Origin of the sequence: Qipengyuania sp. GPGPB31, from assembly GCF_038396345.1 — a bacterium.
In the GTDB taxonomy this organism is placed as follows: Bacteria; Pseudomonadota; Alphaproteobacteria; order Sphingomonadales; family Sphingomonadaceae; genus Qipengyuania; species Qipengyuania citrea.
Genome location: NZ_CP149572.1, coordinates 2,219,632 through 2,242,052 on the forward strand (window position 1 = coordinate 2,219,632; position 22,421 = coordinate 2,242,052).

Consider the following 22,421-nt stretch of genomic DNA (forward strand, 5'->3'; position numbering starts at 1 on the left):
ACGATTATTGCAGCATTGGTGGGGCATGTACGAGACCTTCACCTATGATGATCCGGCCATTCTTCCGGCCGCCTCCCGCGATCACTGGGCCTACATGGAGAGCAATTCCGCTGCCGCAGTGATGAAGGCGGTCTGCCCGGACGAGTGGAGGGACATTGTCGAGGTGCTCTCGACCTACCGATTGGACCCGAAGTATTGGTTGAAGGCCGGTGGCAATCGGGGCGACATTGCCGAGCAGATTGATGATGAATTCGGAAAGCGCGGCTGGTCTGAGACCCGGCTCGACCTAGAGACACGCGGCCTGTTGTTCGACAAGGACGGCAATTCCGTGGGCGAACTCCCCGTCATCCGGCAAGAGGGCTACCTCGTGGACAACTTTAAGAACCGTATCGTGCTGGACGTGGAGTGGAACGCGAAGGACGGCAACCTCGACCGCGACCTCGCCTCCTACCGCTCGTGGTTCGATGCTGGCATCATTTCCGCAGGCGTCATCATCACGAAGGACCGACTCTCCCTGCTAGCTCTCGCCCGTCGACTTTGGGGCGACTATCAGGCTACCCTGCCCCAGGAGGAGCGGGTCGCTAGGCTGCCTATCGACCTAACCACATCCACCGTGACGGCGTTGGACAAGGCCGAGATGCGCATGCGCCGGGGCGTGATGGGGTCATGCCCCGTCCTGATAGTCGCGGCGAACGAGAGCACGTGGAACGGGCAGCCCTACGTCTGACTTAGCTCCCCCGTCTGCCCCTTGGGCGCATCGACGTTTCCGCACTGGCAAGCAATGAACGCACCCGCTGGATCGAGTACCCGGTCTCGTCTGCGATCTGGCGAACGCTGTTTCCTGCCTCGTAACGGCTCTTGAGCTCGGCACCAAGCGCCAAGGCAACATCCGGTTGGAGGTGCTCATTGGCGCGAAGCTCAGGGAGGATTTCGCCACCCGCATACCCCTTGTGGACCTTCCCGCGCGGTACTTGGCCCTCTGCTGATTCTGTCCCCCCACAGCGTCCACTGCGGCCGGGGGTGCCGGGCGAAGAGCTCGAGGTACGGCCCGGGCGAACAGCTCTCGATCAAGTCGTACTGCTCGTCCGGTTTGCGCGAATGCTCTCTCTTCCTCGTCTCGATCATGTTGACCTGCGAGCGACCGGGCGCGAGCGTCCGCATCGAGCCCTTGACCCCGAAGAGGAGGATTTCAGTCACATTGCGGAAGTAGAAGCCCACCCCACGACCATCCGGGCCGCCGTCCTTCCGGCGCTTAGCCCAGATAATATTCGAGACATACCGAAAGCCCCACGCTGACATAACATCGAGCCCGTCCGGCAGCAGAGCATTCGGCACCCAGAGATAGAGGTGCGCGTTCTTCGCCGCTACATCGCTGACCGGAAGGTCCTTGATCGACTCAAGCGACATGGTCGAATAGCGATCGAGCCGCCGATGCTCCGGCGCTACCTTCCCTGTGCGGTTGGAGAAGCGCCAAGGGGGATCGGCCAGCACGGTAGAGAAGCCGCCAACCACTCGGGGCAGGGGCGCGGGTTCAAGTTCGGGGCGGAGCGGTTGGGTCTGGGCAATGTTCATGCCGAACACACTAGGAAAAAATTAGATCTTTGAAAAGATCTTTTTGCCCAATATTCGCTGCCTTGGGCGGAAAAACCTAAGCCCCGGCTCCGGGCAGCCGTCCGCTATGGTGGCACGGCCTTGCCTCCAATGTCGAGAGCGAAAGGGGCGCACAACGGGCTGTACCGTCCCCGGTGGCCAATCGAGCGAACGACACGAGCCCTCAGCGGTTTAAGCGGCACCCTTGAAACGAATATCGTCATTGTATCCATTGGCGTTGCACCACTCACCAAGTTGCGCGTGAACTTGGTCGATGTAAGCACCGTCCCCCGGGCCATGCCCAAAGGGGAGGTGTTCGTCACTGTCGCAGAGGTCAAGCATCATCGCCAGAGCCCGCCCTGCCAGATCGGGGTCCGCCTTGATGCGGAGATAGGCCTCGAGCGGCTTATCTTTGCCTAGCTCCTCCCCCCGAGAGCTCGCTCGAAGTCCGGCACGCTGCAACGATGGCGGACGGTTACACCGTCTGACCGGCACTGCTCGATTTCGTCATAGATGCTCTGATTGATCGTCCACATAGCGCTGGCGCCCCCCTTGGACGTGTAAGGCCAATCTATATCATGAACGATGCCGAACGGGATTTGGAAGTGTCGGAGCATCCGAATGAGTCCCGGAAGGATACCCTTGCCGCGAGCCCGAATTACGGCCGCTCGGTCCGCGAGTTCGTGGTTGGTTTCGACCACCGCAGCAATGAATGCAGCGTGCTCTGTGTCGCCCTCAACGAGGATGGGGTAGGACCCAAAGAACACCTCAGAAAAGCCCACGTTCATTTGCTGCAATGCTTGGAGGTTCTTCTTCATTCCTTCGTCGAACGTCACCTCTTCCGTGCGGTATGTCTTACGCTCAAGCGGGGATTGGTCTCCACCCTTGCGCTCGAGTCGGACAATGGTGGTGTGATTTTCGAGCGGGTTGACGAAGTACGGCGAGTGAGTGGTCATCATTACCTGCCAGTCCGGGTCAGTGGCGAGCTGGTAGAGATGTCGTTGAGCCGCTCGGGCAGCCATCGGATGGAGCGCATTCTCTGGCTCGTCGATAAGCAAGAGATAGCCAGGGAACGCAGGATCGTCCTCCGCCTCGGGCAGCTTCTCACCCGCATCGAATGCGGCGATTTTGGCTAAAGCGGCTTCGAGGACTTCGCCCTTTTTGCCCTTGGCCTCCTTCTCAAGCCCCGACCGCACTTCGAGTTGTCGGGTGAGTTGATTATGCACCTGAAGCATTGACCAAAAGAGTGCTCTCCGCGCCCCTGTGCCTTGCTGGGCAAGGGAGGTCTCAACCTCACCATCCTGCACACGGATGCCGGAGCCCTCCTTCATTAGCTTCTCGAGGCTTATAGATGGCGCCGCCATTGCCACGTCCAGCCGGACACCAAGGCTTGGGAACACTCCCTTGAACCCGTCGTGCACCTTCGCCGCGATGCCGTCGAAGCGCTCCTCGTGTGTCTTACTCAACTCATCGACGACTCCCATCAACGTGACGACCGACTTCGAGAGATCGGACTCAGGATCACCTTGATGCACCTTCATCTCCGCCACGAAGGGGGAGAGGGCTAGAGTCAACAGCAGCTCTTCGGTCTTATCCGCATCCTCCAGGGAGCCAATTCGTAGCGGTCGAGGAAGCCGTGACTTGAAGACATTGTCGGCACCACCGGCCTTAGCATCTGCTGACCAGCCGCTCTCCGTAGGGCTCCATGTCTTGCGCGCGCCCGATCCGTCCGCTTGCCACTCCCACCGGCTCTTCAGAATACGGAGATCACCCTCAACCACCTTCCATTCTTCGGCAACATTAGCAATGCCCTCCGGGATGTGAACGTCAAGCTCCACTACCGACGGTTCACCATCAGGTGCCCAACGGCAACGATCACGGCCAACATCAAACTTGTTTGGACTTTGCGCGAGCTCGTAAGCTCGAAGAATGGTCGATTTGCCGGCGTTATTTTTACCGACGAGGCAAACAACATCATCTAGCGCAACCTCTACACCCTCCGTACCAATGCAACCTACATTTTTAATAGCGAGTTTCAGCAACTTCGAACGGTTCGCCATCATCCATCCCCTTAGAGATGCTATATTTCCGTCGGTTGAGGATGGCCAGTCCAAGTGCGGAAAAATGCGCGCGCCGTTCGCGGGCATCGCGTTTCCGGGCGATCTCACCCAAAGACTGCTCCACGCTTCGCTCCTGCAAATTCAGTCGCCAAATCGGCTGATTGAACTTGTAGGATTGGACGGAATCTGTTTTTGCAAACTCGACCCATGCCAGCCGAAGGACCTCCTCGATTTTCACGCAACGACCTCGACACCGAGGTCGCCAAGCGTTTGAAGGCAATTCGCCAATCGAAGCGTCTGACCCGCCAAGAACTAGCGTCCGAAGCAGGGATCGCGTGCAAGACGCTGGCTAGGCATGAGCAGGGAAGACAACGCCCCAGCGAACCTGCGCTTCGCCGCTTGGCGACGGCGCTAGGAGTTCAGATTTCGGATTTAGCACCTGGATGGAAGGACGATGACCTCAACAGACTGACGACGGGCACGGAACATCCCGGTGTCGGATTGAGATTGCTCCGTAAGGAACGGGGCGTATCGCTGGAAACTGCTGCGCGAGCAGCCGGGGTGGATGCCAGCACTTTATCTAGGTTTGAGCGCGGCATGCACGCATCCCGTAAGCTCGCTAGACGGGTCGAGGGCTCGATAGATGATCGACTGGCGTTGACCTCGCACGCGCTCGCCCGGCTGCTTCGTTTTGAGGATGCTGAAAAATTGACTGTTAAGTGTGAGGAAATGGGCAGCGACGATAAACGATCGATCGGTTAGCCTTTAACTCGTATGCAGGCCGGTTAGATGTCCGCTTCGCGCCCCCATATTGGACATTTCATCGTTCTCGTCGCGACCCTGATACCTGCCATTGGATTAGGTAGTAGCTTGGGGGCGGCTTCGTGCCCTCGATTCGGAAATCGAAGATACAGATGCCGATATCGAAAGCCGACATTCTCCAAGTGCAAGGTAGACTGTTCGCGTAAGGCTTTTGACAGCACCAAATCGATGATCTAACAGTTTGGCTTCGGGCATTTATTCCGGCGCCCGGTAAGGCAATGCGCCCAAGTCCGGCCCGATGGGCTGTGTGCGAAGGACGCGTTGATGAATTCTCCCGGTAAACAAGTCTCCGTAGATCAAGGTCCGATACCCTTCTCAGAGGCTGTGCGTGTCTGGGCGCGGGTCGCTGCCCTGAGCTTCGGCGGACCGGCTGGCCAGATTGCCGTGATGCATCGCATTCTGGTCGATGAGAAGCGCTGGATTGGCGAGAACCGATTTTTGCATGCACTCAATTACTGCATGCTCCTGCCAGGTCCGGAGGCTATGCAGCTTGCAACCTATATCGGTTGGCTGCTCCACGGCGTGCGCGGCGGCCTTGTCGCGGGATGTTTGTTCATTCTTCCCGGCTTTCTCAGCATTCTAGCACTCAGCGTGCTCTATGCCAGCTTCCAGGAAGCCAGTTTCGTCCAGGCGATTTTCTTCGGCATAAAGGCCGCAGTCCTTGCAGTGGTCATCGAAGCCCTGGTTCGCATCGGAAGGAAGGCGCTGAAGACGTGGCCAATGTATCTGATCGCCGCGTCTGCGTTTGCGGCCATATTCGTTTTCGATATCCCCTTTCCGCTGATCATCGTCGCTGCCGCGCTGATCGGATTTCTCGGCGGCCATTTCGATCCTGCGCGCTTCCTCGTCATCCGCACCCGCGAGACATCCGAGGACGGGGAGGGCAAGACGGAAGCCGTGCTTCATGCTGGGGGAATGGCGACGGTTCGGCCGACGTGGCGCGGAGCCGTTCGCACGGCAATGATCTGGGGCAGCATGTGGGCGGCGCCCATAATCGCGCTGATCCTTCTCGTCGGCCCCGATCACGTGTTCACGCAATTGGCGATCTTTTTCTCGAAGCTGGCGGTCGTCACATTCGGCGGCGCATATGCGGTTCTGGCCTATATGGCGCAGGAAGCAGTGCAAACGCATGGTTGGCTGGCCCCGGGGGAGATGCTCGATGGATTGGGTATGGCGGAAACCACGCCGGGGCCACTGATTCAGGTTGTCCAGTTCGTAGGATTCATGGGGGGATACCGCGAAGGAGATTTGTTGGGCCCGGTAGCTTCGGGTATTGCGGCCTCGGTGATCGTGACTTGGGTCACATTCGTGCCCTGCTTCCTCTGGATTTTCCTTGGCGCACCGTTCATCGAGAAATTACGCGGTGTGAAGCTCCTGACGGCGGCGCTTTCGGGCGTCACGGCGGCGGTCGTGGGCGTGATCCTCAACCTCGCTATCTGGTTCGCGCTGCACGTTGCCTTCTCACAGCTCAATGAGGTTCAAGGTTACGGCGCGCGACTGCTCGTGCCGGATTTGGCGACGATCGACCTCGCGTCGGTTGTCATTGCCGCCGCAGCGTTGGTTGCGATGCTGCGCTTCAAGATCGGGATGTTGCCTGTCCTTTTTGCAAGCGCCCTCATAGGGGCGCTCTACTTTTCTGGAACAACGCCAGGCACCTGACTTTCCTGGAACAGCCCAGAGCGCCTGAAAACACATCGAAGGAGACCGGAAAATGAAACCTTTCCACAAAACAATGCTTGTTGGCAGTCTGGCTTTATCGGTAGCGGCGATGCCGTCGCATCTGCATGCACAGGACAATTCGGGTAACCTCGAGGCGCTCGTCTTCGAAGCTTCGCATGCAACCGTTACCATGACCGAGGACGGGGTGGCGCGCATTGGCTGGACGCGCGACGACGTCGAGGTGATGGTCGACGGCATGCGCCTCGATCCGCCTGCGGGTCTCGGTTCATGGGCTGCCTTCAAACCCGTCGATGGCGGGGTCATGGTCATGGGTGATACGGTCGTGTTCGAGGACGAAATCACTGCTGCAATGGATGCTGCCCTGGCGAACGGTCTTTCGGTCACCGCGCTACACAATCATTTCATTTTCGACGATCCACCCGTGTATTTCATGCACATCGGCGGGCACGGAGAAACAGCCAGGATGGCAGCGGGCGTGAAGGCGGTCTGGGATGCCATCAAGGAAGTGCGCGCCGCCTCCCCGACACCGCGGCGCAGCTTCGGCGGCATGACACCGGATGCTGACGGAACGATAAATGCCGCGCCTCTGAGCGATACCCTAGGCGCCGAGCCCAGCATTGGCGACGGCGTTGTGAAATACACCTTCGCCCGTCAGGGCCGCATGCACGGCATCGATATCGGAGGATCCATGGGGCTGACGACGTGGGCGGCATTCTCGGGGACTGACGATCTTGCTGCCGTCGATGGCGACTTCATCATGACCGAGGACGAAGTTCAGCCCGTCCTTCGCGCCCTGCGCCAGAAGGGAATTCACATAGTTGCGCTTCATAATCACATGATCGGGGGCGAACCGATGTTCTACTTCCTCCACTACTGGGGAGTGGGTCCAGCGAAGGAGCTTGCAGCGGCGATTGCTGCTGCCCGTAACGCACAGGCGGAACCCGGATAGGCGCAACCATTCCGATAAATTCGGTAAGGCCGCGATCGCTTGTACCTCGTTGCGACAGGCATCGTCTTCGAAATGGCAGGGAACGTAAGTTATGTCGCTAACTTGCGGGCTTGCCTTTGAATGCGATGTGGATGTGGCACGCGCCCTGATTTGAATTGCGAACGGATTGTCCGTTTTGTTAGGAAAGCTCCCAAAACCAGACTGTCTCGAAGCGGCCCAGAAGCTGTCGTTCCAATCGCGGGCATCGATTGACCGATTTCCACCCCAATGTCTGACTTCGAGGATCGCCCTGAACGACCCGGAAGCGGACATATTTCGGTGTTGTCCCGCCAGAGAGTTTCTTGGACTTCGAATTACTCGTGCCTGCATCAGCCGCGTAGATTTCGCTCATCGTTATGAGTGACCCCGCTTGCTTCACGGTGCGATAAGTCAATAGGTTGGCGACACAGGCCGGGGAGAATCAGATTGAATATCGAAGCCAGTCCGCAGGTGCGTAAGCTTTTTGACGAAACGCGACGTCGCCTCGTGGAAACTGGAACGCGCAACAGGCTGGTGCACGTCAACAGAGCCAACACCCGCGGCGCGGTCGTCAACATCATCAACGAACGCTCAGATGACGTCTATGCGATCCTTGCGAATGGCAAAACGATGCGCTTTCGCGCCCTTGGCAAGGACAAGCACGAGCAAGGTGAGATCCTGCTCGCAGAGGATACTGCTAACGCGGAGACCTTCGACGATAACCGCTACACCGACAACTTGCTGGAAAGCCCGCTAGGGCCGGATGCACTTGCCAAGAAGCTACTTAAGATCGCGCGGGATGCGCGCACCGCCGAGGAGGAGCAAGGGGTAAATATCCTCTACCTGGCGCTCGGCTTCGTCTCTTGGTTTGAAGACGAGAAATCCGACGTTCAACGAGAAGCGCCCCTTGTCCTGCTCCCAGTGGAACTTGTCCGCAACCAGCGCACGTCAACATATGACATCCGCATGCGCGGTGAGGATCTCATTACGAACCTTCCGCTTCAGCAGCGATGGCAGGACGATTTCGGGTTGGTTCTTCCCGAACTTGAAGTCGGCGAGGACTGGCAGCCGTCGCAATACTTCGACGAGGTCGAGGAAATTGTCGAAGAGCGCGATCGCTGGGAAATCGACCGTGATGCCATTCAACTGGGCTTCTTCTCGTTCTCGAAACTGCTGATGTATCGCGACCTTGATATCGATGTATGGCCCGATAGCGCGCTGGAAACCCACGAGCTCGTCAAAGGCCTTCTTTATGAAGGGTTCGAGGGCGACGATGACGCAATTTTTGGTGAAGTGGACAAGCTTGATGATGTCTTGCCGCCGGACAAAATCTTCCACGTAGTCGATGCCGATGCGAGCCAGGCCCGGGTAATCGAAGAGGCCCGGTCTGGTCGCAACCTTGTCGTGCAGGGGCCGCCGGGCACGGGGAAAAGTCAGACCATTGCCAACATCATCGCGGCTGCCGCGCAGGAGGGCAAAACCGTCTTGTTCGTGGCCGAGAAGATGGCCGCACTGGAGGTCGTGCACGACCGATTGGTGAAAGTGGGTTTGGCAGATATCTGCCTTGAGCTGCATTCCCGTAGCGCGAACAAGCGCCAGGTTCTTGAGGAGCTGAAGCGCACCCTTAACGCTGGTGCCGCCGTGCCTGCAATTCCAGAACGGCCTGAAGCGCTGCAGCATAGCCGAGACAAGCTCAACGCCATTACCCAGGCTCTCCATTCGCCTATCGGCGATACAGACGAAACGGCGTTCGGGATGCTGAGTCGCCAAGCGCGCTTCATGGGCTTGAAAGCGCCTCCGCCGACCTTCGCTGCAGATGACTTAGCTGAAATGGATCGAGCTGCCGAAAACAAGGCGGTGGATGCACTCAAGCTTTATGGCGCCGCGTTGAAAGAGGCTGGTGATCCCGCCAAGCATCCGTTTCGGTCAGTAACCGTGACGCAGCTGCAGCCGGTCGATCAGGCAAGATTGCGACCGATGCTGGATGAGGCACGGGAAGCGGTAACGGCCCTTGATAAAGTCCTGAATGTCGCTTTGGATTCACTCGGCTTGGCGGAAGGCGGCTGGTTCGACCTGGTCGCGCCGGTCGAAGAACTACTGCGTGCGCTTTCCGGTTTGAACGAGGGCGAAGGCAATCTTGCCAAAGAGCTTCTGCAATGCCGCGATATGGACCGCCTGTCTCAAGCCCTCGCATCTGGTCGCCGGTGGCGCGAAGAACGCGATGCGGCCAGTGCTTACTTTATCGATCACGCCTTCACGGTTGATGTGGCGCACCTTCGTGCCCCGCTTATCGCAGGGACAACATCATTCTTCGCTCGCTGGGGTAGTGCCTACCGCAATGCATCGCGTGAACTTGCGGGTTTGCTAACTGATCAGTTGCCGAAATCCGCCGATGAGCGTGTGGAGCTGGTGGATAGCCTGTTGCAAGTCTCCCGCCTGCGCAACGAATGGGGCCAAGAGGAGGAATTTTGTCGAACTACGCTTGGCGAAAATTGGCGCGGCGAGCGGACCGATTGGGAGGGCATCGAGGCTGTCGAGGCATGGGCCGCGCGAGTGTTGTCAGCCAATGCCGATCTTGATGCCGAACCCGAATTCCTCGTCTCCACTGCTTTAGCTGGGCAGCCCGAAAACTGGGCCGATAAGATCAGACAGTTGGCGGGCCCGGCACGGACATCAGTCGCGCTTGTTCGCGATCGACTCGGGATAGCTGATGACCGCTTCGAAGAAGGATGGGATGATGCGCAACTAGCCGAAATTGCCGGCGCTCTCGCGCAGATGTCAGCGGCAATAGAACGGTATCCAGAGTGGGCTGCTCTTATCGACGCTCGCGCAAAGGTAGACGCCGCTGGTGCGGGCACTCTCGCCGATCGCATGGAGTCCGGTGAATGCGCTGCCGATGCAGCGGTCGTTGAACTCAAATTTGCAAGGGCGGAAGCGATTTGGGAACGTGCACTAAGCGCCGAACCGGCGTTGCGGGAGCTCAGCAGCGTCGATCGCAACGCCCTCGTTGCAGACTTTACCAAACTCGAAAAGCAGCATCTGCGGGACAACGTAACGCATATTGTCGCCAACCATCTCGGCCAGCTCCCGCGCGGTGCGTTGGGAGAAATGAAGGTGCTGCGCGGCGAGATGGGGAAGAAACGTGGCCACAAAGCGCTTCGTCGCCTGTTTTCGGAAGCGCCAAATGCCATCCAGCGCATTAAACCGGTGCTGTTGATGAGCCCCATCTCGGTGGCGCAATATCTGACACCAGGGATGCTTTCTTTCGATCTGTTGCTGATCGACGAAGCCAGTCAGGTGCGCCCCGAGGATGCGCTTGGTGCGATCGCCCGCGCTGGCCAGATCGTCGTTGTTGGCGATCAAAAACAGCTCCCACCGACCTCCTTCTTCGACCGACTCACCAGTGCCAGCCAAGATGAAGACGACGATGAACAGCTCGAAGACGAGGATTTGCTTGGTGGCGCCGCCCAGCTGGCGGAGCTGGAAAGCATCCTGACCCTGTGCGAGGCGCGGGGCCTCGGTGCCCGCCTGCTCGAATGGCACTATCGATCGCGGGATCCTTCGCTCATTCGCGTGTCAAACCGCGAATTTTATGCGGACCGCTTGATCCTCCCACCTTCGCCATTGGAGAAAGACCCAGCTTACGGCCTCGTTTTCACCCAAGTCCCAGGCGCATATGACAAGGGTGGTCGTCGCGATAATCGGCTGGAGGGCGAAGCCCTGGTGGAGGCCGTTGCAAATCACGCGCGAACGATGCCGGACCAGTCATTGGGAATAGTTACGTTCTCTGCAACGCAAAAGAACACTATCACCGAACTCCTTGAGCTTGCTCGTCGCAAGGACGCCATTCTTGACGATTTTCTGAGGGAAGGCGGTGCTGAGGATGTTTTCGTCAAGAATATCGAGAACGTTCAGGGCGACGAGCGCGACGTGATTTTCATCAGTGTCGGTTATGGCCCGACCGAGCCTGGCGGGAGAATGATTGGCGCGAGCTTCGGGCCGGTCAACTCCGAAGGCGGCGAACGTCGTCTCAATGTGCTTTTCACGCGGGCTAGGCTCAGGTGTGAAATCTTAGCTTCCTTCGACCCGGGCGAACTTGATGTAAGTCGCGCTTCACGTGAAGGGCCGCGCGTTCTCAAACGTTTCCTCGAATTTGCGAAGCACCGCCAGCTTGTCGAGCATATGCCAACTGGCGAGGAAGCCGACACCCCCTTTGAGGAGGATGTCGCGGACACCATACGGTCCTTCGGTTTCCTTGCAGATCCACAGGTAGGATCAGCAGGCTTCAAGATTGACTTGGGCATCCGCCACCCTGACAGACCGGGGAGTTATTTGCTGGCGGTTGAGTGCGACGGAGCCACATACCATTCGGCGCTGTGGGCACGCGAGCGCGATCGCCTCCGTCAAAGCGTGCTGGAGCATCTGGGATGGCGCTTCCATAGGATATGGAGCACCGATTGGTTTTATAATCGCGAACGTGAAATCAAGCGCCTCCGCAAAGCATTGGAAAGCGCCAAGCGAGACCAAGAGAACGGTTCACCTCCGAAGACTATCGAGAAGCCCGAAGCTGCGCCGACCCCGACTCATGAAGAACCTGTCGCGCCACTTCCCGAAGTGGAAGAACGACAAATGCCTAGGTATGAGCGGGCATACTTCCCCATTGCATCGAACTGTGAACCGCATGAGGCTCATCCTTATGAATTGCGCGAATTGGCATTGAAGGTTGTAGAATTCGAGGGGCCGATTTCTGCAGAAGAGACAGCTCGTAGAATATCGTCTTGTTACGGTCGCGAACGTGCAGGCAGGCGCATCCAGTCTGTAGCGCTCGATGCGCTAAAGACTCTCAAAAGCAGCGGTTCGATACTCTACGATGATGGCTTCTATTTTACGCAGGCGCAGCGTGATGAGACGACTGTGCGAGACCGGACGGATGAAGCCGGCGCCACTCTCAAAGCAGAGTCGATCTCGCTGCTTGAAATCCGTGCAGCCTTGAAAATCGCGCTGACGGACAATGCGGGCGCTGAAGCTGATGATCTTATTCGTGCTACCGCGAGACTACTTGGATTTAAGCGGGTGGGATCTGACCTCCGAGCCCGAATAGCACAAGGGCTGAAGTCTTAAATGTGGGATGATACTTGAAGAGCCGGACCGACGGTGCTTGGTTTCCGTCGGTCCGGCGCATTCTGAGGCGTGGTTCAGGCTGCGAGGTCGAACCCTCTGGCAAGCTCCTGTTGCAACCGATTAGAATAGGTCCGCAACTCGTTGCTTAACGAATGGTCTGGGCGCCGACGGAGGAACCCTTCGATCAATGCGATGATGGCGGGCTCAAGCCTCAGGCACGCTTTGCCTTGCGCGACCAACCAGCCCAGCTTGGCAATAGACAGCAGCAGACAGTCGAGCTCGACGTGATCCCGCAGGTTCTGCCATGCGCCCGCGCTGACGGGTCGCTGCACGCCCGGCTTTGCCGCTACTAGGTCGAACGGCACACCCATCCGGAGCAGCACCTGCGACAGGTGGCTCCAGGTTCTACCGCCACCCTTCAACATCAACCCCAAATCGAGGTGTGGCCGTGGCCCACGCCTGCCTGGCTGATCGATCATCTGAGGCGGTAGACGAATACCATGCGCCAAGCCCGCGAGAAGCAGCACTGGGATATCCGTCGCCAACCCTCCGAACGTGACGATTGGCTTGTCCTCGCGCGCGCGCAGAAAGTCGAAAAGCTGGGTGACTACCGCCTCTTCATCACCCCAATCGTATTCGTTCCAGCTGGCTACTTCGCCAGTGCAAACCCGGCCTTCTTCGTCGATCGAAAATTGGAACGCAGCTGCTGCCATGACCTTCTTGACCGCAACCGCTCTGCGTTTCGATTTGCGATCCATTGCAAGATGGGCCTTGTGCAGTTCCTGATCCCAGTGAAATTCGCAATCGAGCGCGATGTAGCTTTGCTTCGCCATCTGCCTTTTCCTTTCCTTGTATGTCGGCACAATCACGGTTCGTCAGAACACGAGCGGGCGAGCGTTCTCGATCGCCCGCCAGGCTTGGTAGGCTGAGCCCAGCGAGGTCCGGTCGTTCTCGCGGCAGCCGGCCGCAAGGTAGGTCAACCAAAGGACCTGCACCTCGTCGGCAGCTCGGCGAGCGTGCGCGCGGATCGACGCCCCCGGAGCTGCTCGCTCGCATTCGCGACATCCGTTCGTCCGAGAAGGTGTTCTACCGCAAGGTGCTCGATATCTACGCGCTCAGCGTGGATTACGACCCGAAGGCGGAGACCAGCCAGACCTTCTTTCAGACGGTGCAGAACAAGATGCACTGGGCGGCGCACGGGCACACCGCAGCAGAGGTGACCCATACGTTGATTCTCAATCGATCACTCGTGCAGGTCTCGCCACCGCTGATCGATTACGTCGTCGCTCACGAGCTCGCGCACGTTGGATATGGCGATCATGGACCGGCCTTCATCGCTCACCTTACTGAAAAAATGCCCGACTGGAGGACGCGTAAGAAGGCTTTGGAGAATCTCGGACCGGAGCTTTTCGATGCTCCAGTCCTCCGGTGAAACTCCGGTGAAATTAGCCGATATTCACGTTGTATTCTTGTATTGTTCCGCGTATCAGAAAAGAAGAAACCGCAGTTTTCCGCCATTTTCGAAATTAGGCGCTGCCCTCCGAAGGCAGAGGCCACAGGTTCGAATCCTGTCGGGTGCACCACGCGTCAGCTTGGGAAGTATCACGAAACGAATGGCCGTTGCGACATTGCGATGTCGGAAGGAACGGCAATCGGCGGCTCTTGCAGGCTTCCTGCACACAAAGCTTCGGTGCATCTCAACTCGCAGCTGCGCTGCATCATACTCAGTCTATTGCAACCGATCCATGATCTCGGCACTCGCCTGGAGCCCGCCGGTTTCGAAGCTCATGGGAACATGACTATGGTATCCGAGCACCCCCAAGCATCTGACATGGTGAGGGTAGACACGCGCCGCCGATGGTGGGCTGCGGAACCGCTACTGACAGATATCCTCAAGCCAAGAAACCTGTGCCCCGCCATTACAATATGACGAAAATGCCCTAGGTATGCGCCCGCGGGGCGGATTAAGGCACAAGGTTGATGGACCGGCAAATCTACAATTTCGACAGCCTGCCCATGCGCAGCACTCCCCCGGCAGCGCCCCAGCGCCGGTCGGTCTACCGTGCGCCGCAGACGCGCGAGCCGCGCATCGGCATCATCTACAATCCGCGCAGCCACCGCAACCAGGGGCAGGACCTGGCCTGCGCCGGCGCCGACACCGTCATGGTCGCGCAGCCGCGCACGCGCGAGGAGATCGCGCATGCGCTGGCGGGGTTCGCACGGGACGGGATCGATTTCCTGATCATCAACGGCGGCGATGGCACGGTGCGCGACGTGCTGACCATGGGACAGGCGGTGTTTGCCGACCGCTGGCCGGCGATTGCCGTGCTGCCCAAGGGCAAGACCAATGCGCTCAACGTCGACCTCGGCGCCCCGGCCGACTGGTCGCTCGAAGGGGCGATCGAGGCCTATGGTTCCGGGCGGCGGCTGGTCCGCCGCCCGTTGGCCGTGAGCCGCGAAGGCCATGACGATCCGACCATGCTCGGGTTCATCTTCGGCGCGGGCGCGTTCACGCTGGGTATCGAGGCCGGCCAGGACGCGCATTCGCTGGGCTTCTTCAACAGCCTTGCCGTGGGGGCGACCAGCGCATGGGGAATTCTGCAGGCCCTGTTCGGGACCGACCGCAACAAGTGGCGGAGAGGGACGCCAATGCAACTAAATTTCCTGCCCTCGGGCGAGCCGGTGCCGCGCTCCGCCTCGGGCGATCCCGCGCGGCGCCACGTGTTGCTGGTCTCGACGCTCAAGCGCATGCCGATGGGCATCCAGCTTTACGGGCCCGAACGGCCCGGCTTCAAGCTGGCCGTACTCGATCGTCCGCGCCGCTCGGTGCTGGCGATATTGCCCGCGGTGCTGATGGGGTGGCGGCCGAAATGGCTGTCCCGCGCAGGATTGCACCAGCTCGATGCCGAAGGGCTGGCTGTCGATGTCGCCGAACCCGTCATCCTCGACGGGGAAGCCTTTCCGCCCGGGCGCTACCGCGTCGAACAGGGCCCGGAACTCACCTTCGTCAGCACGTGAGCGAGACCCTCGCCAATCGCATCGCAGCTGCCCTCGAGCGGCCGGTCGACGCTGCGGTCGCGGCCTACGCCCGCCGGCTCGGCGAGGAGGCGGGTGCGCAGGCGGTCCTGTTCTACGGGTCGAACCTGCGTACCGGATCGCTTGACGGCGTGCTCGATTTCTATGTGCTCCTGCCCGGCGACCAGCGCGAGGCGATCTGGCCGCGCGTCAGCTACCGTGAATGGGATCATGCAGGGGTGCGGCTCAGGGCCAAGATCGCCACGCTGTCGCTCCAGCAGTTCGCGCAGGCCGCGAACGGCGGATCGCGCGATACGACGATCTGGGCGCGGTTCGTGCAGCCGTCGGCGCTGGTGTGGTCCGCCCATGACGAGGCGCGTAGCCAGGTGCTGGCAGCGCTCGGTGCAGCAGCCATAACCGCAGCGCAGCTGGCGGCGGCGGTCGGTCCATCACGCGGCACTGCGGAAGATTTCTGGCGGGCGCTGTTCCGTGCGACCTACCAGGCCGAATTCCGGGTGGAGAAGCCGGGGCGCGAGAACGCCATCCTCGAGGTGAACGCGGCGCATTTTGATGGCCTGCTGCCGCTTGCCTGGGAGGCGGGCGGGATCACGTTTGCATGCCATGATGGCCTGTACGAGCCCGACCTGCCGGCGGCGGAACGCGCGCGCGTACTGCAGTGGTGGCGCCGCCGCGCACGGCTGGGCAAGCCGCTCAACCTGCTGCGGCTGGCCAAGGCCACCACGACCTTCGATGGCGCTGCCGATTACGCCGCGTGGAAGCTCCAGCGCCACACCGGCATAACGCTCGAAGTCACGCCGTTTCGCGCGCGGCATCCGTTGCTCGCAGCGCCCGGTGCGCTGTTCGAACTGTGGCGCAAGCGCCGCGCTCAGCGGTAGCGCATGCGGATCGACATAGTTTCGACACCCGTTCCGACATCGAACCGGGTCTTGGTGTAGCTCGGCTTGCCGAGGTTCCAGATGTTGATGCTGGGATTGTTCGACATCGCCCCGCCGTCGGCGAAGATATCGGTATCGCCATTGCCGTTCACATCGTGGCGCACCGCGATGGCATAGGTCCCCGGTTTGGGCACGGGCATGCAGAAGGTCATCGATCCCGCCTTGGCGGGCGCTTCCATGCGGTAGATCCACTTGCCCTTCTCGAGCCAGTCTTCCTTCGTCCCGCGATAGTTCTGGATACGGATCGTGCCCTTGCTTTCCTTGATGTCGGTCACGGTGACGCGGACCGCGGGGCCTGCGCCTGCTGCGCATTTGGCGGCATCGTTGGTGATTTTCTGGCGATATTGCGCTTCGGCCGGGGCCGGGGCTGCGAGCCCGGCGATGGCAAGCGTGGCAATGCCGACGGTGGCGACGAGATTGCGGTTCATAGGATCAGGGTCCGTCTTCAACTGGAAAGGGTTCGGCGCGCATGCGCCCGATCGGCTGTTTGTTCTCCGATATGACGTGCGGTTTATCAAATCGCGCTGAATTAGGCCTGAATTCCCTGCCTCGGCGCTCATCCAGCGCGTGGTCAATGTGGAAAAGGCGGGACGGGTCGCTTGTTAACCCTCGTTTCGCGCGCGTAGGGCAGGCCCAGGCTATCCCGCGACCCGAGGCCCCACGCCCGCCATGACCACCCCGCTGATTTCCCCGTCGATCCTGTCTGCCGACTTCGCTGCGCTGGGCGAGGAAGTGCGCGCCATCGACGCTGCCGGGGCGGACTGGATCCATGTCGACGTAATGGACGGCCATTACGTCCCCAATATTACCATCGGCCCCGCTGTGGTGAAGGCGCTGCGCCCGCATACCGACAAGCCGTTCGACGTGCACCTGATGATCGCGCCGATCGATCCCTATCTCGAAGCCTTCGCCGAAGCCGGCGCGGATATCATCACAGTCCATCCCGAGGGCGGACCGCATATCCACCGCACGCTGCAGGCGATCGGCAATCTGGGCAAGAAGGCAGGGGTCGTGCTCAATCCCGGCACGCCGGTCGAGGCGCTGGACTACATCCTCGAGGATGTCGATCTGGTGCTGGTGATGAGCGTCAATCCCGGCTTCGGCGGGCAGAGCTTCATTCATTCGCAATTGCGCAAGGTCGAGGCGATCCGTGAGCGGATCGACAAACTGGGCAAGCCCATCCATCTCGAAGTCGATGGCGGGGTCAACGCCGAGACCGCGCGGCTGTGCGTCGATGCCGGCGCCGATGTGCTGGTGGCCGGTTCGGCGACCTTCAAGGGCGGGCCGGAGCGCTATGCCGCCAATATCGCCGCGCTGAAGGGCCAGGCGTGAACGCCGGGGCGCGCACTCTCCTGAAGGGAGGCGCCGCGCCCGATGAAAGCGCCGCACCCGCATTGCCGCTCGGCGAAGTGCACGAACCGCTGGTCGAGACCGAACCGGAGGAATTGCCCGAAGCGGTCCCGCTCGAACCGGCGCGCGCGCTGGTGCTGGCCGAATTCGAAGCGCCGCGCACCGGGCCGGTGGATGCGGTTCTGCGGCTGGCCTACCGCATGGGTGTGCCCGGTTCGGTGCTCGCCGCCCCTTTGCGCAAGCCTGCCGCTCCGCGCCTGCTGGCCACGGTGTCCAGCCCGTTGCGCGGAGAGCGCGGGGCGGGCATGGCGCTGCGGGCGGGCCAGTTCGTCGTTCACGGGCTCAAGGTTCCCGTCGACAAGGTGGACTTCGCCAGCAACGCACCCTTGACCCCGCCGGTCCAGCGCGCGGTCCAGGGGTTCACCTGGCTGCGCGATCTCGGGGCCTGTGCCCCGCGCGAGGAATGCGCCGGGATCGGTGAAAAGCTGCTGGCGCGGTGGCTGAAGGCCAATCCGGTGCCGGCCCGCGGTCCCGCGTGGACTGTCGAACACGCCGGGCTGCGGCTGCTGGGCTGGCTGGTCAATGCGCCGCTCCTGCTCGGCGGCGATGCGGGGCTGCGTGCCCGCACGCTGGCAGCGATGGAAGCCACTGCCCGCTATCTCGACCGACAGGTCGCCAATACCGAAGACCGATTGGGCCGCGTCGCGGGCTGGTGCGCCATCGTGGCGGCCGGCCTGCTGCTGCCCGACGGTCGCCCGCGGCGCGTGTTCGGCGAAGCCGGCCTGCTGCGCGCGCTGGGCGAACTGGTGGCCGAAGATGGCGGCGTCCTGTCGCGCAGCCCGCTCGCGCAGATGGATGCGATCGCGCTGCTGATCGACCTGCGCGCCTGTTATGCGGCAGTCGATCGCGATCCTCCGCCGGCGCTCGAAACCATGCTCGGCCTGCTCGTGCCGCCCCTGCTCGCGCTGCGGATGGGCGACCGGGGGCTGGGCAGCTGGCAGGGCGCCGGTGCCACTTCGGCGGCACGGGTCGATGCGCTCGTCGCAGCAAGCGGCATCCGCGCGCGGCCGGGGAAGGATTCCAAGCACTGGGGATACCAGCGCGTCGATGCCGGCAAGGCCACGCTGGTGCTCGATGCCGCGCCCCCGCCGCGTTCGCGCCATTCGCGCTATGGCTGCGCCTCGACGCTGGCATTCGAGCTGTCCTACGCAGAGCAGCGCGTGGTGGTGAATTGCGGCGGTGGGGAACTGGCTGGCGGGCAGGTGCCCGTGCGGATCGAGCAGGGCCTGCGCGGCACCGCGGCCCATTCGACGCTGGTGCTCGACGATGCCAATTCCACTGCCGTCCTGATCAAGGGGCAGATCGGCAAGGGTGTCGAGGAAGTCGATATTGCTCGCACCACGGTGAAGCAGAAGGGCCGCGACACGGCGCGGCTGGAAGCGTCGCACAATGGCTACGCGGCACGCTATGGCCTCATCCACCGCCGCACCCTCCTGCTTGGCGCGGACGGCAGCGGGCTGTCCGGCGAGGACGTGCTCGAACCTTCGGGCCGGCAGGGCAAGCGCGGCAAGATATCCTTTGCAATCCGTTTCCACCTCGGTCCGGGGATCGAAGCCGGACTGGCCGACGACCGGCGCGGCGCGGGGCTCGCGCTGCCCGATGGAAGCTACTGGCAATTCCGTCTCGGAGGCGATAGCGGCGAGGCGCATATCGCGATCGAGGACAGTCTGTGGGTCGACGGGCAGGGCCGCCCGCGCGCCACCAAACAGCTGGTCGTCGAAGGGCTGACATCGCGCAGCGGGGGACGGTTCCCCTGGCTGCTCAAACGCATGGGGTGATTTTACGTGGCTGACGTGGCGATCAAGCGGGCACTGCTCTCGGTGTCCGACAAGAGCGGCTTGGTGGAGTTGGGCGAAGCGCTGGCCGCGAGGGGCGTCGAACTGGTTTCGACCGGCGGCACCGCCAGGGCGCTGCGCGAAGCGGGGCTCGACGTGCGCGACGTGTCCGATCTGACGGGTTTTCCCGAGATGATGGACGGGCGCGTGAAGACGCTCCACCCGATGGTCCATGGCGGCCTGCTCGCCGTGCGCGACAATCCCGAACACGCTGCGGCGATGGAAGCGCACGCCATCGGCGCGATCGACTTGGTGGTGGTCAACCTCTATCCGTTCGAGGCGACCGTGGCGAAGGGCGCAGGGCGTGACGAGATCATCGAGAATATCGATATCGGCGGGCCGAGCATGGTCCGCAGCGCGGCGAAGAACCACCAGTTCGTCACCATCGTCACCGATCCCGCCGACTATCCCGCGCTGCTGGGCGAGCTCGAGGCATCGGGCGCGACCTCGCTCGATTTCCGCCGCCAGTGCGCAGCCAAGGCCTTCGCCGCCACCGCTGCCTATGATTCGATGATTAGCCAGTGGTTCGCCTTCGCCGACCAACAGCAGCGTTTTCCGCAGTTTCTGGCCATCAACGGCAAGGCGCCCGTCGAGCTGCGCTATGGCGAAAACCCGCATCAGCAGGCGGCGCTCTACACGCCCGTGGGGCCGCATGCCCGGGGCATCGCGCAGGCCGAGCAGCTGCAGGGCAAGGAACTGAGCTACAACAATTACAACGATGCCGATGCTGCGCTGGAACTGTGCGCCGAATTTGCCGGCGGCGATCCCGCAGTGGTGATCGTCAAGCACGCCAATCCCTGCGGCGTGGCTCAAGCTGCGACCTTGCTCGAGGCGTGGAACCACGCGCTTGCCTGCGATAGCGTGTCGGCTTTCGGCGGCATCGTCGCGGTGAACACCGAACTCGACGGTGAAACCGCCGCAGCCATCTGCGAAATCTTTACCGAGGTCGTCATCGCCCCGGCGGTCAGCGAAGCCGCGCGCGCGGCATTCGCCAGAAAGAAGAACCTGCGCCTGCTGGTGACCGGCGACCTGCCCGACCCGCGGCGCGAAGGGCTGGCGGTCAAGCCGATCACCGGCGGCCTGCTGGTGCAGACGCGTGACAACGGCACGATCAGCGAAGCGGATCTCAAGGTCGTCACCCAGCGGGCCCCGACCGAACAGGAGCTCAAGGACTGCCTGTTTGCCTGGACCGTGGCGCGTCACGTCAAGTCGAACGCCATCGTCTATGCGAAGGACGGCGCGACTGCGGGTATCGGCGCGGGACAGATGAACCGCCGCGATTCCTCGCGCATCGCCGCGATGAAGGCAGCCGAGGCAGCGGAGAAATACGGTTGGGACCAGAGCCGCACGGTTGGCAGCGCGGTCGCATCGGATGCGTTCTTCCCCTTCGCCGACGGCTTGCTCGCCGCAGCCGAGGCAGGTGCGAGCGCGATCATCCAGCCCGGGGGTTCGATCCGCGACGAAGAGGTCATCGCGGCCGCCGACGAACAGGGGCTTGCCATGGTCTTCACGGGCATGCGCCACTTCCGCCACTGAGCGCAGACGATCGACGAACGAAGCTGAACGCCCGACGACGGGGCCATTAAGGCGGTTGCAAGTCCGGTGGGTGTAGCCATCTGGGTCAGCATAACGAAAGCACCCCCCTCATGGCCCTGTTCACATCCGACCTCTATCGCAATTTCGGCATCGGCTTCGGCCTTGGTGCCGTGGCAGTCCTGCTCTCGAATGGCAGCGATTTCCTGTCTGCGGTTCCGCAACTGGTCGCCTCGATCCTGTGATGCGCTGGCGTCACGCCATCGCTGCAGCAGCGCTCGCGCTTGGCGCGTCGGCGTGTCAGCAACCGCTGCTCGCCGCTGAAAACGCGGTCGAGGCACCGGCGGCGAAGCGTGCGGCCAAGGAGGGATCCGGCCTCAAGACCGCGATCTTCGCCGGCGGCTGTTTCTGGGGCGTCGAAGGGGTTTTCAGCCATGTCCGCGGCGTAACCAGCGCGGTTTCCGGATACCATGGCGGGACCGAGCGGCAGGCGCACTACAAGCTCGTATCGAGCGGGATCACCGACCACGCCGAGGCGGTCAGGGTAACCTACGACCCCAAGGTCATCCGCTATGACCAGCTGCTGCGCATCTTCTTTTCGGTCGTCACCGATCCGACCCAGCTCGACCGGCAGGGCCCCGACGTCGGGGCGCATTATCGCAGCGCGATCGTGCCGCTGTCGGCCGAACAGAACGCGGTCGCCAAGGCCTATCTGGCGCAGCTGCGATCTGTCGATCTGTGGGACAAGCCGATCGTCACGCGGATCGAACGCGCGCAGGCGTTCTATCCTGCCGAAACCTATCACCAGGACTTCATGCTCAAGAACCCGCGTCACCGGTACATCGTGCGGTGGGACGCTCCCAAGGTGAAGGCTCTCAAGGCGCTTTACCCGGGGGCCTATTCGGCGCGTTTCCAGCCCGACTAGCTTGCGATAGGCCCTGCGCGCGCTTACTTCGGGCGCATGGCCAGGCACGCACATCAGGAACATCAGGGCGCGGAACTCATCGCGGCCGCGCGCGACACCCTCACCGACAGCGGTGAGCAATGGACTGGCATGCGGCAGTCGGTCTTCGAAGAACTGGCGCGGCACGACAAACCCGCCAGCGCCTACGACATTGCCGACAATCTGTCGCAAAGCCGCGGCAAGCGGGTGGCTCCCAACAGCGTCTACCGCATCCTCGACCTGTTCGTCCGCAGCAATCTGGCCAATCGGATCGAGAGCGCGAATGCCTATCTGGTCAACACGCATCCCGGTTGCCGGCACGACTGCATTTTCCTGATTTGCGACGATTGCGGCAAGGCCACGCATATCGACGACGAACGCGTCTCGGGCGCGCTGCGCGAAGCGGGCCGCGATGCCGGCTTTACCGATGTCCGGCCGGTGGTGGAATTGCGCGGCCTGTGCGACGATTGCGCCAGCTGAGCGCCAGCG

The 22,421-nt window shown here is 61.5% G+C and carries 18 protein-coding genes; 13 read left to right on the forward strand and 5 right to left on the reverse strand.

Going from position 1 to position 22,421, the window contains the following annotated elements; genetic code table 11:
- The first annotated feature begins 25 nt into the window (after positions 1 to 25).
- The gene (locus tag WKH79_RS11245; RefSeq protein WP_251567114.1) at positions 26 to 727 is read left to right on the forward strand and encodes a BglII/BstYI family type II restriction endonuclease; all 702 of its coding nucleotides are present in this window, start codon (positions 26 to 28) and stop codon (positions 725 to 727) included.
- A 191-nt stretch (positions 728 to 918) separates the two neighbouring features.
- Here the strand turns inward: WKH79_RS11245 and WKH79_RS11250 are convergent, their stop codons facing one another.
- From WKH79_RS11250 to WKH79_RS11260, 3 genes are all read right to left on the reverse strand, one after another.
- On the reverse strand, positions 919 to 1,572 hold the full coding sequence (locus WKH79_RS11250) for an MT-A70 family methyltransferase (protein WP_341858913.1): 654 nt from the start codon (positions 1,570 to 1,572) through the stop codon (positions 919 to 921).
- A 434-nt stretch (positions 1,573 to 2,006) separates the two neighbouring features.
- A complete protein-coding gene (locus WKH79_RS11255) occupies positions 2,007 to 3,650 on the reverse strand; it encodes an AAA family ATPase (RefSeq protein WP_341858914.1) in 1,644 nt (547 codons plus the stop codon).
- Positions 3,613 to 3,888, reverse strand: a complete 276-nt coding sequence (locus WKH79_RS11260; RefSeq protein ID WP_341858915.1) for a hypothetical protein — start codon at positions 3,886 to 3,888, stop codon at positions 3,613 to 3,615. Before WKH79_RS11260 ends, WKH79_RS11255 begins: the two co-directional genes overlap by 38 nt.
- Before the next feature lie 848 nt (positions 3,889 to 4,736).
- Here WKH79_RS11260 and chrA point away from each other — a divergent pair.
- The 3 genes from chrA to WKH79_RS11275 all read left to right on the forward strand — a co-directional run bounded on the left by chrA (position 4,737) and on the right by WKH79_RS11275 (position 12,240).
- Positions 4,737 to 6,131 (forward strand): chromate efflux transporter, encoded by a 1,395-nt coding sequence (gene chrA / locus WKH79_RS11265; RefSeq protein ID WP_341858916.1) that lies wholly within the window; start codon positions 4,737 to 4,739, stop codon positions 6,129 to 6,131.
- Positions 6,132 to 6,183: 52 nt separating this feature from the next.
- Complete coding sequence (locus tag WKH79_RS11270; RefSeq protein WP_341858917.1) at positions 6,184 to 7,101, forward strand: DUF1259 domain-containing protein; 918 nt, start codon at positions 6,184 to 6,186, stop codon at positions 7,099 to 7,101.
- A 465-nt stretch (positions 7,102 to 7,566) separates the two neighbouring features.
- Complete coding sequence (locus tag WKH79_RS11275) at positions 7,567 to 12,240, forward strand: DUF3320 domain-containing protein (RefSeq protein WP_341858918.1); 4,674 nt, start codon at positions 7,567 to 7,569, stop codon at positions 12,238 to 12,240.
- A gap of 74 nt (positions 12,241 to 12,314) precedes the next feature.
- Here WKH79_RS11275 and WKH79_RS11280 read toward each other — a convergent pair whose 3' ends face one another.
- Complete coding sequence (locus tag WKH79_RS11280; RefSeq protein ID WP_341858919.1) at positions 12,315 to 13,073, reverse strand: hypothetical protein; 759 nt, start codon at positions 13,071 to 13,073, stop codon at positions 12,315 to 12,317.
- Between the two features lie 20 nt (positions 13,074 to 13,093).
- On the opposite strand from WKH79_RS11280, the gene rhuM reads away from it, so the two are divergent.
- The 3 genes from rhuM to WKH79_RS11295 all read left to right on the forward strand — a co-directional run bounded on the left by rhuM (position 13,094) and on the right by WKH79_RS11295 (position 16,151).
- Positions 13,094 to 13,672, forward strand: coding sequence for a RhuM family protein (rhuM, locus tag WKH79_RS11285; RefSeq protein ID WP_341858920.1), 579 nt, complete (start codon positions 13,094 to 13,096; stop codon positions 13,670 to 13,672).
- A gap of 548 nt (positions 13,673 to 14,220) precedes the next feature.
- Positions 14,221 to 15,258 (forward strand): diacylglycerol kinase family protein, encoded by a 1,038-nt coding sequence (locus WKH79_RS11290; RefSeq protein WP_341858921.1) that lies wholly within the window; start codon positions 14,221 to 14,223, stop codon positions 15,256 to 15,258.
- Positions 15,255 to 16,151: a hypothetical protein gene (locus tag WKH79_RS11295; protein WP_063506928.1), complete on the forward strand. Its 897-nt coding sequence runs from the start codon at positions 15,255 to 15,257 to the stop codon at positions 16,149 to 16,151. Before WKH79_RS11290 ends, WKH79_RS11295 begins: the two co-directional genes overlap by 4 nt.
- Here the strand turns inward: WKH79_RS11295 and WKH79_RS11300 are convergent.
- The gene (locus WKH79_RS11300) at positions 16,142 to 16,639 is read right to left on the reverse strand and encodes a DUF2141 domain-containing protein (RefSeq protein ID WP_160766192.1); all 498 of its coding nucleotides are present in this window, start codon (positions 16,637 to 16,639) and stop codon (positions 16,142 to 16,144) included. The two genes, WKH79_RS11295 and WKH79_RS11300, sit on opposite strands and share 10 nt — an antisense overlap.
- 241 nt (positions 16,640 to 16,880) lie before the next feature.
- Here WKH79_RS11300 and rpe point away from each other — a divergent pair, with 241 nt between their 5' ends.
- From rpe to WKH79_RS11330, 6 genes are all read left to right on the forward strand, one after another.
- Positions 16,881 to 17,543 (forward strand): ribulose-phosphate 3-epimerase, encoded by a 663-nt coding sequence (gene rpe / locus WKH79_RS11305; protein WP_050601556.1) that lies wholly within the window; start codon positions 16,881 to 16,883, stop codon positions 17,541 to 17,543.
- Entirely contained in the window at positions 17,540 to 19,399 is a 1,860-nt protein-coding gene (locus WKH79_RS11310; protein WP_230832184.1) for a heparinase II/III family protein, read from the forward strand. The genes rpe and WKH79_RS11310 overlap by 4 nt, the downstream gene beginning before the upstream one ends.
- Before the next feature lie 6 nt (positions 19,400 to 19,405).
- Positions 19,406 to 20,992 carry a bifunctional phosphoribosylaminoimidazolecarboxamide formyltransferase/IMP cyclohydrolase gene (gene purH / locus WKH79_RS11315; RefSeq protein ID WP_341858922.1) on the forward strand — a complete coding sequence of 529 codons (1,587 nt, stop codon included), beginning with the start codon at positions 19,406 to 19,408 and terminating at the stop codon, positions 20,990 to 20,992.
- A gap of 110 nt (positions 20,993 to 21,102) precedes the next feature.
- On the forward strand, positions 21,103 to 21,234 hold the full coding sequence (locus tag WKH79_RS11320; RefSeq protein ID WP_255357763.1) for a hypothetical protein: 132 nt from the start codon (positions 21,103 to 21,105) through the stop codon (positions 21,232 to 21,234).
- Positions 21,234 to 21,914 (forward strand): peptide-methionine (S)-S-oxide reductase MsrA, encoded by a 681-nt coding sequence (gene msrA / locus WKH79_RS11325; protein WP_341858923.1) that lies wholly within the window; start codon positions 21,234 to 21,236, stop codon positions 21,912 to 21,914. Before WKH79_RS11320 ends, msrA begins: the two co-directional genes overlap by 1 nt.
- A gap of 36 nt (positions 21,915 to 21,950) precedes the next feature.
- A complete protein-coding gene (locus WKH79_RS11330; RefSeq protein WP_050601560.1) occupies positions 21,951 to 22,412 on the forward strand; it encodes a transcriptional repressor in 462 nt (153 codons plus the stop codon).
- Positions 22,413 to 22,421 lie beyond the last annotated feature (9 nt).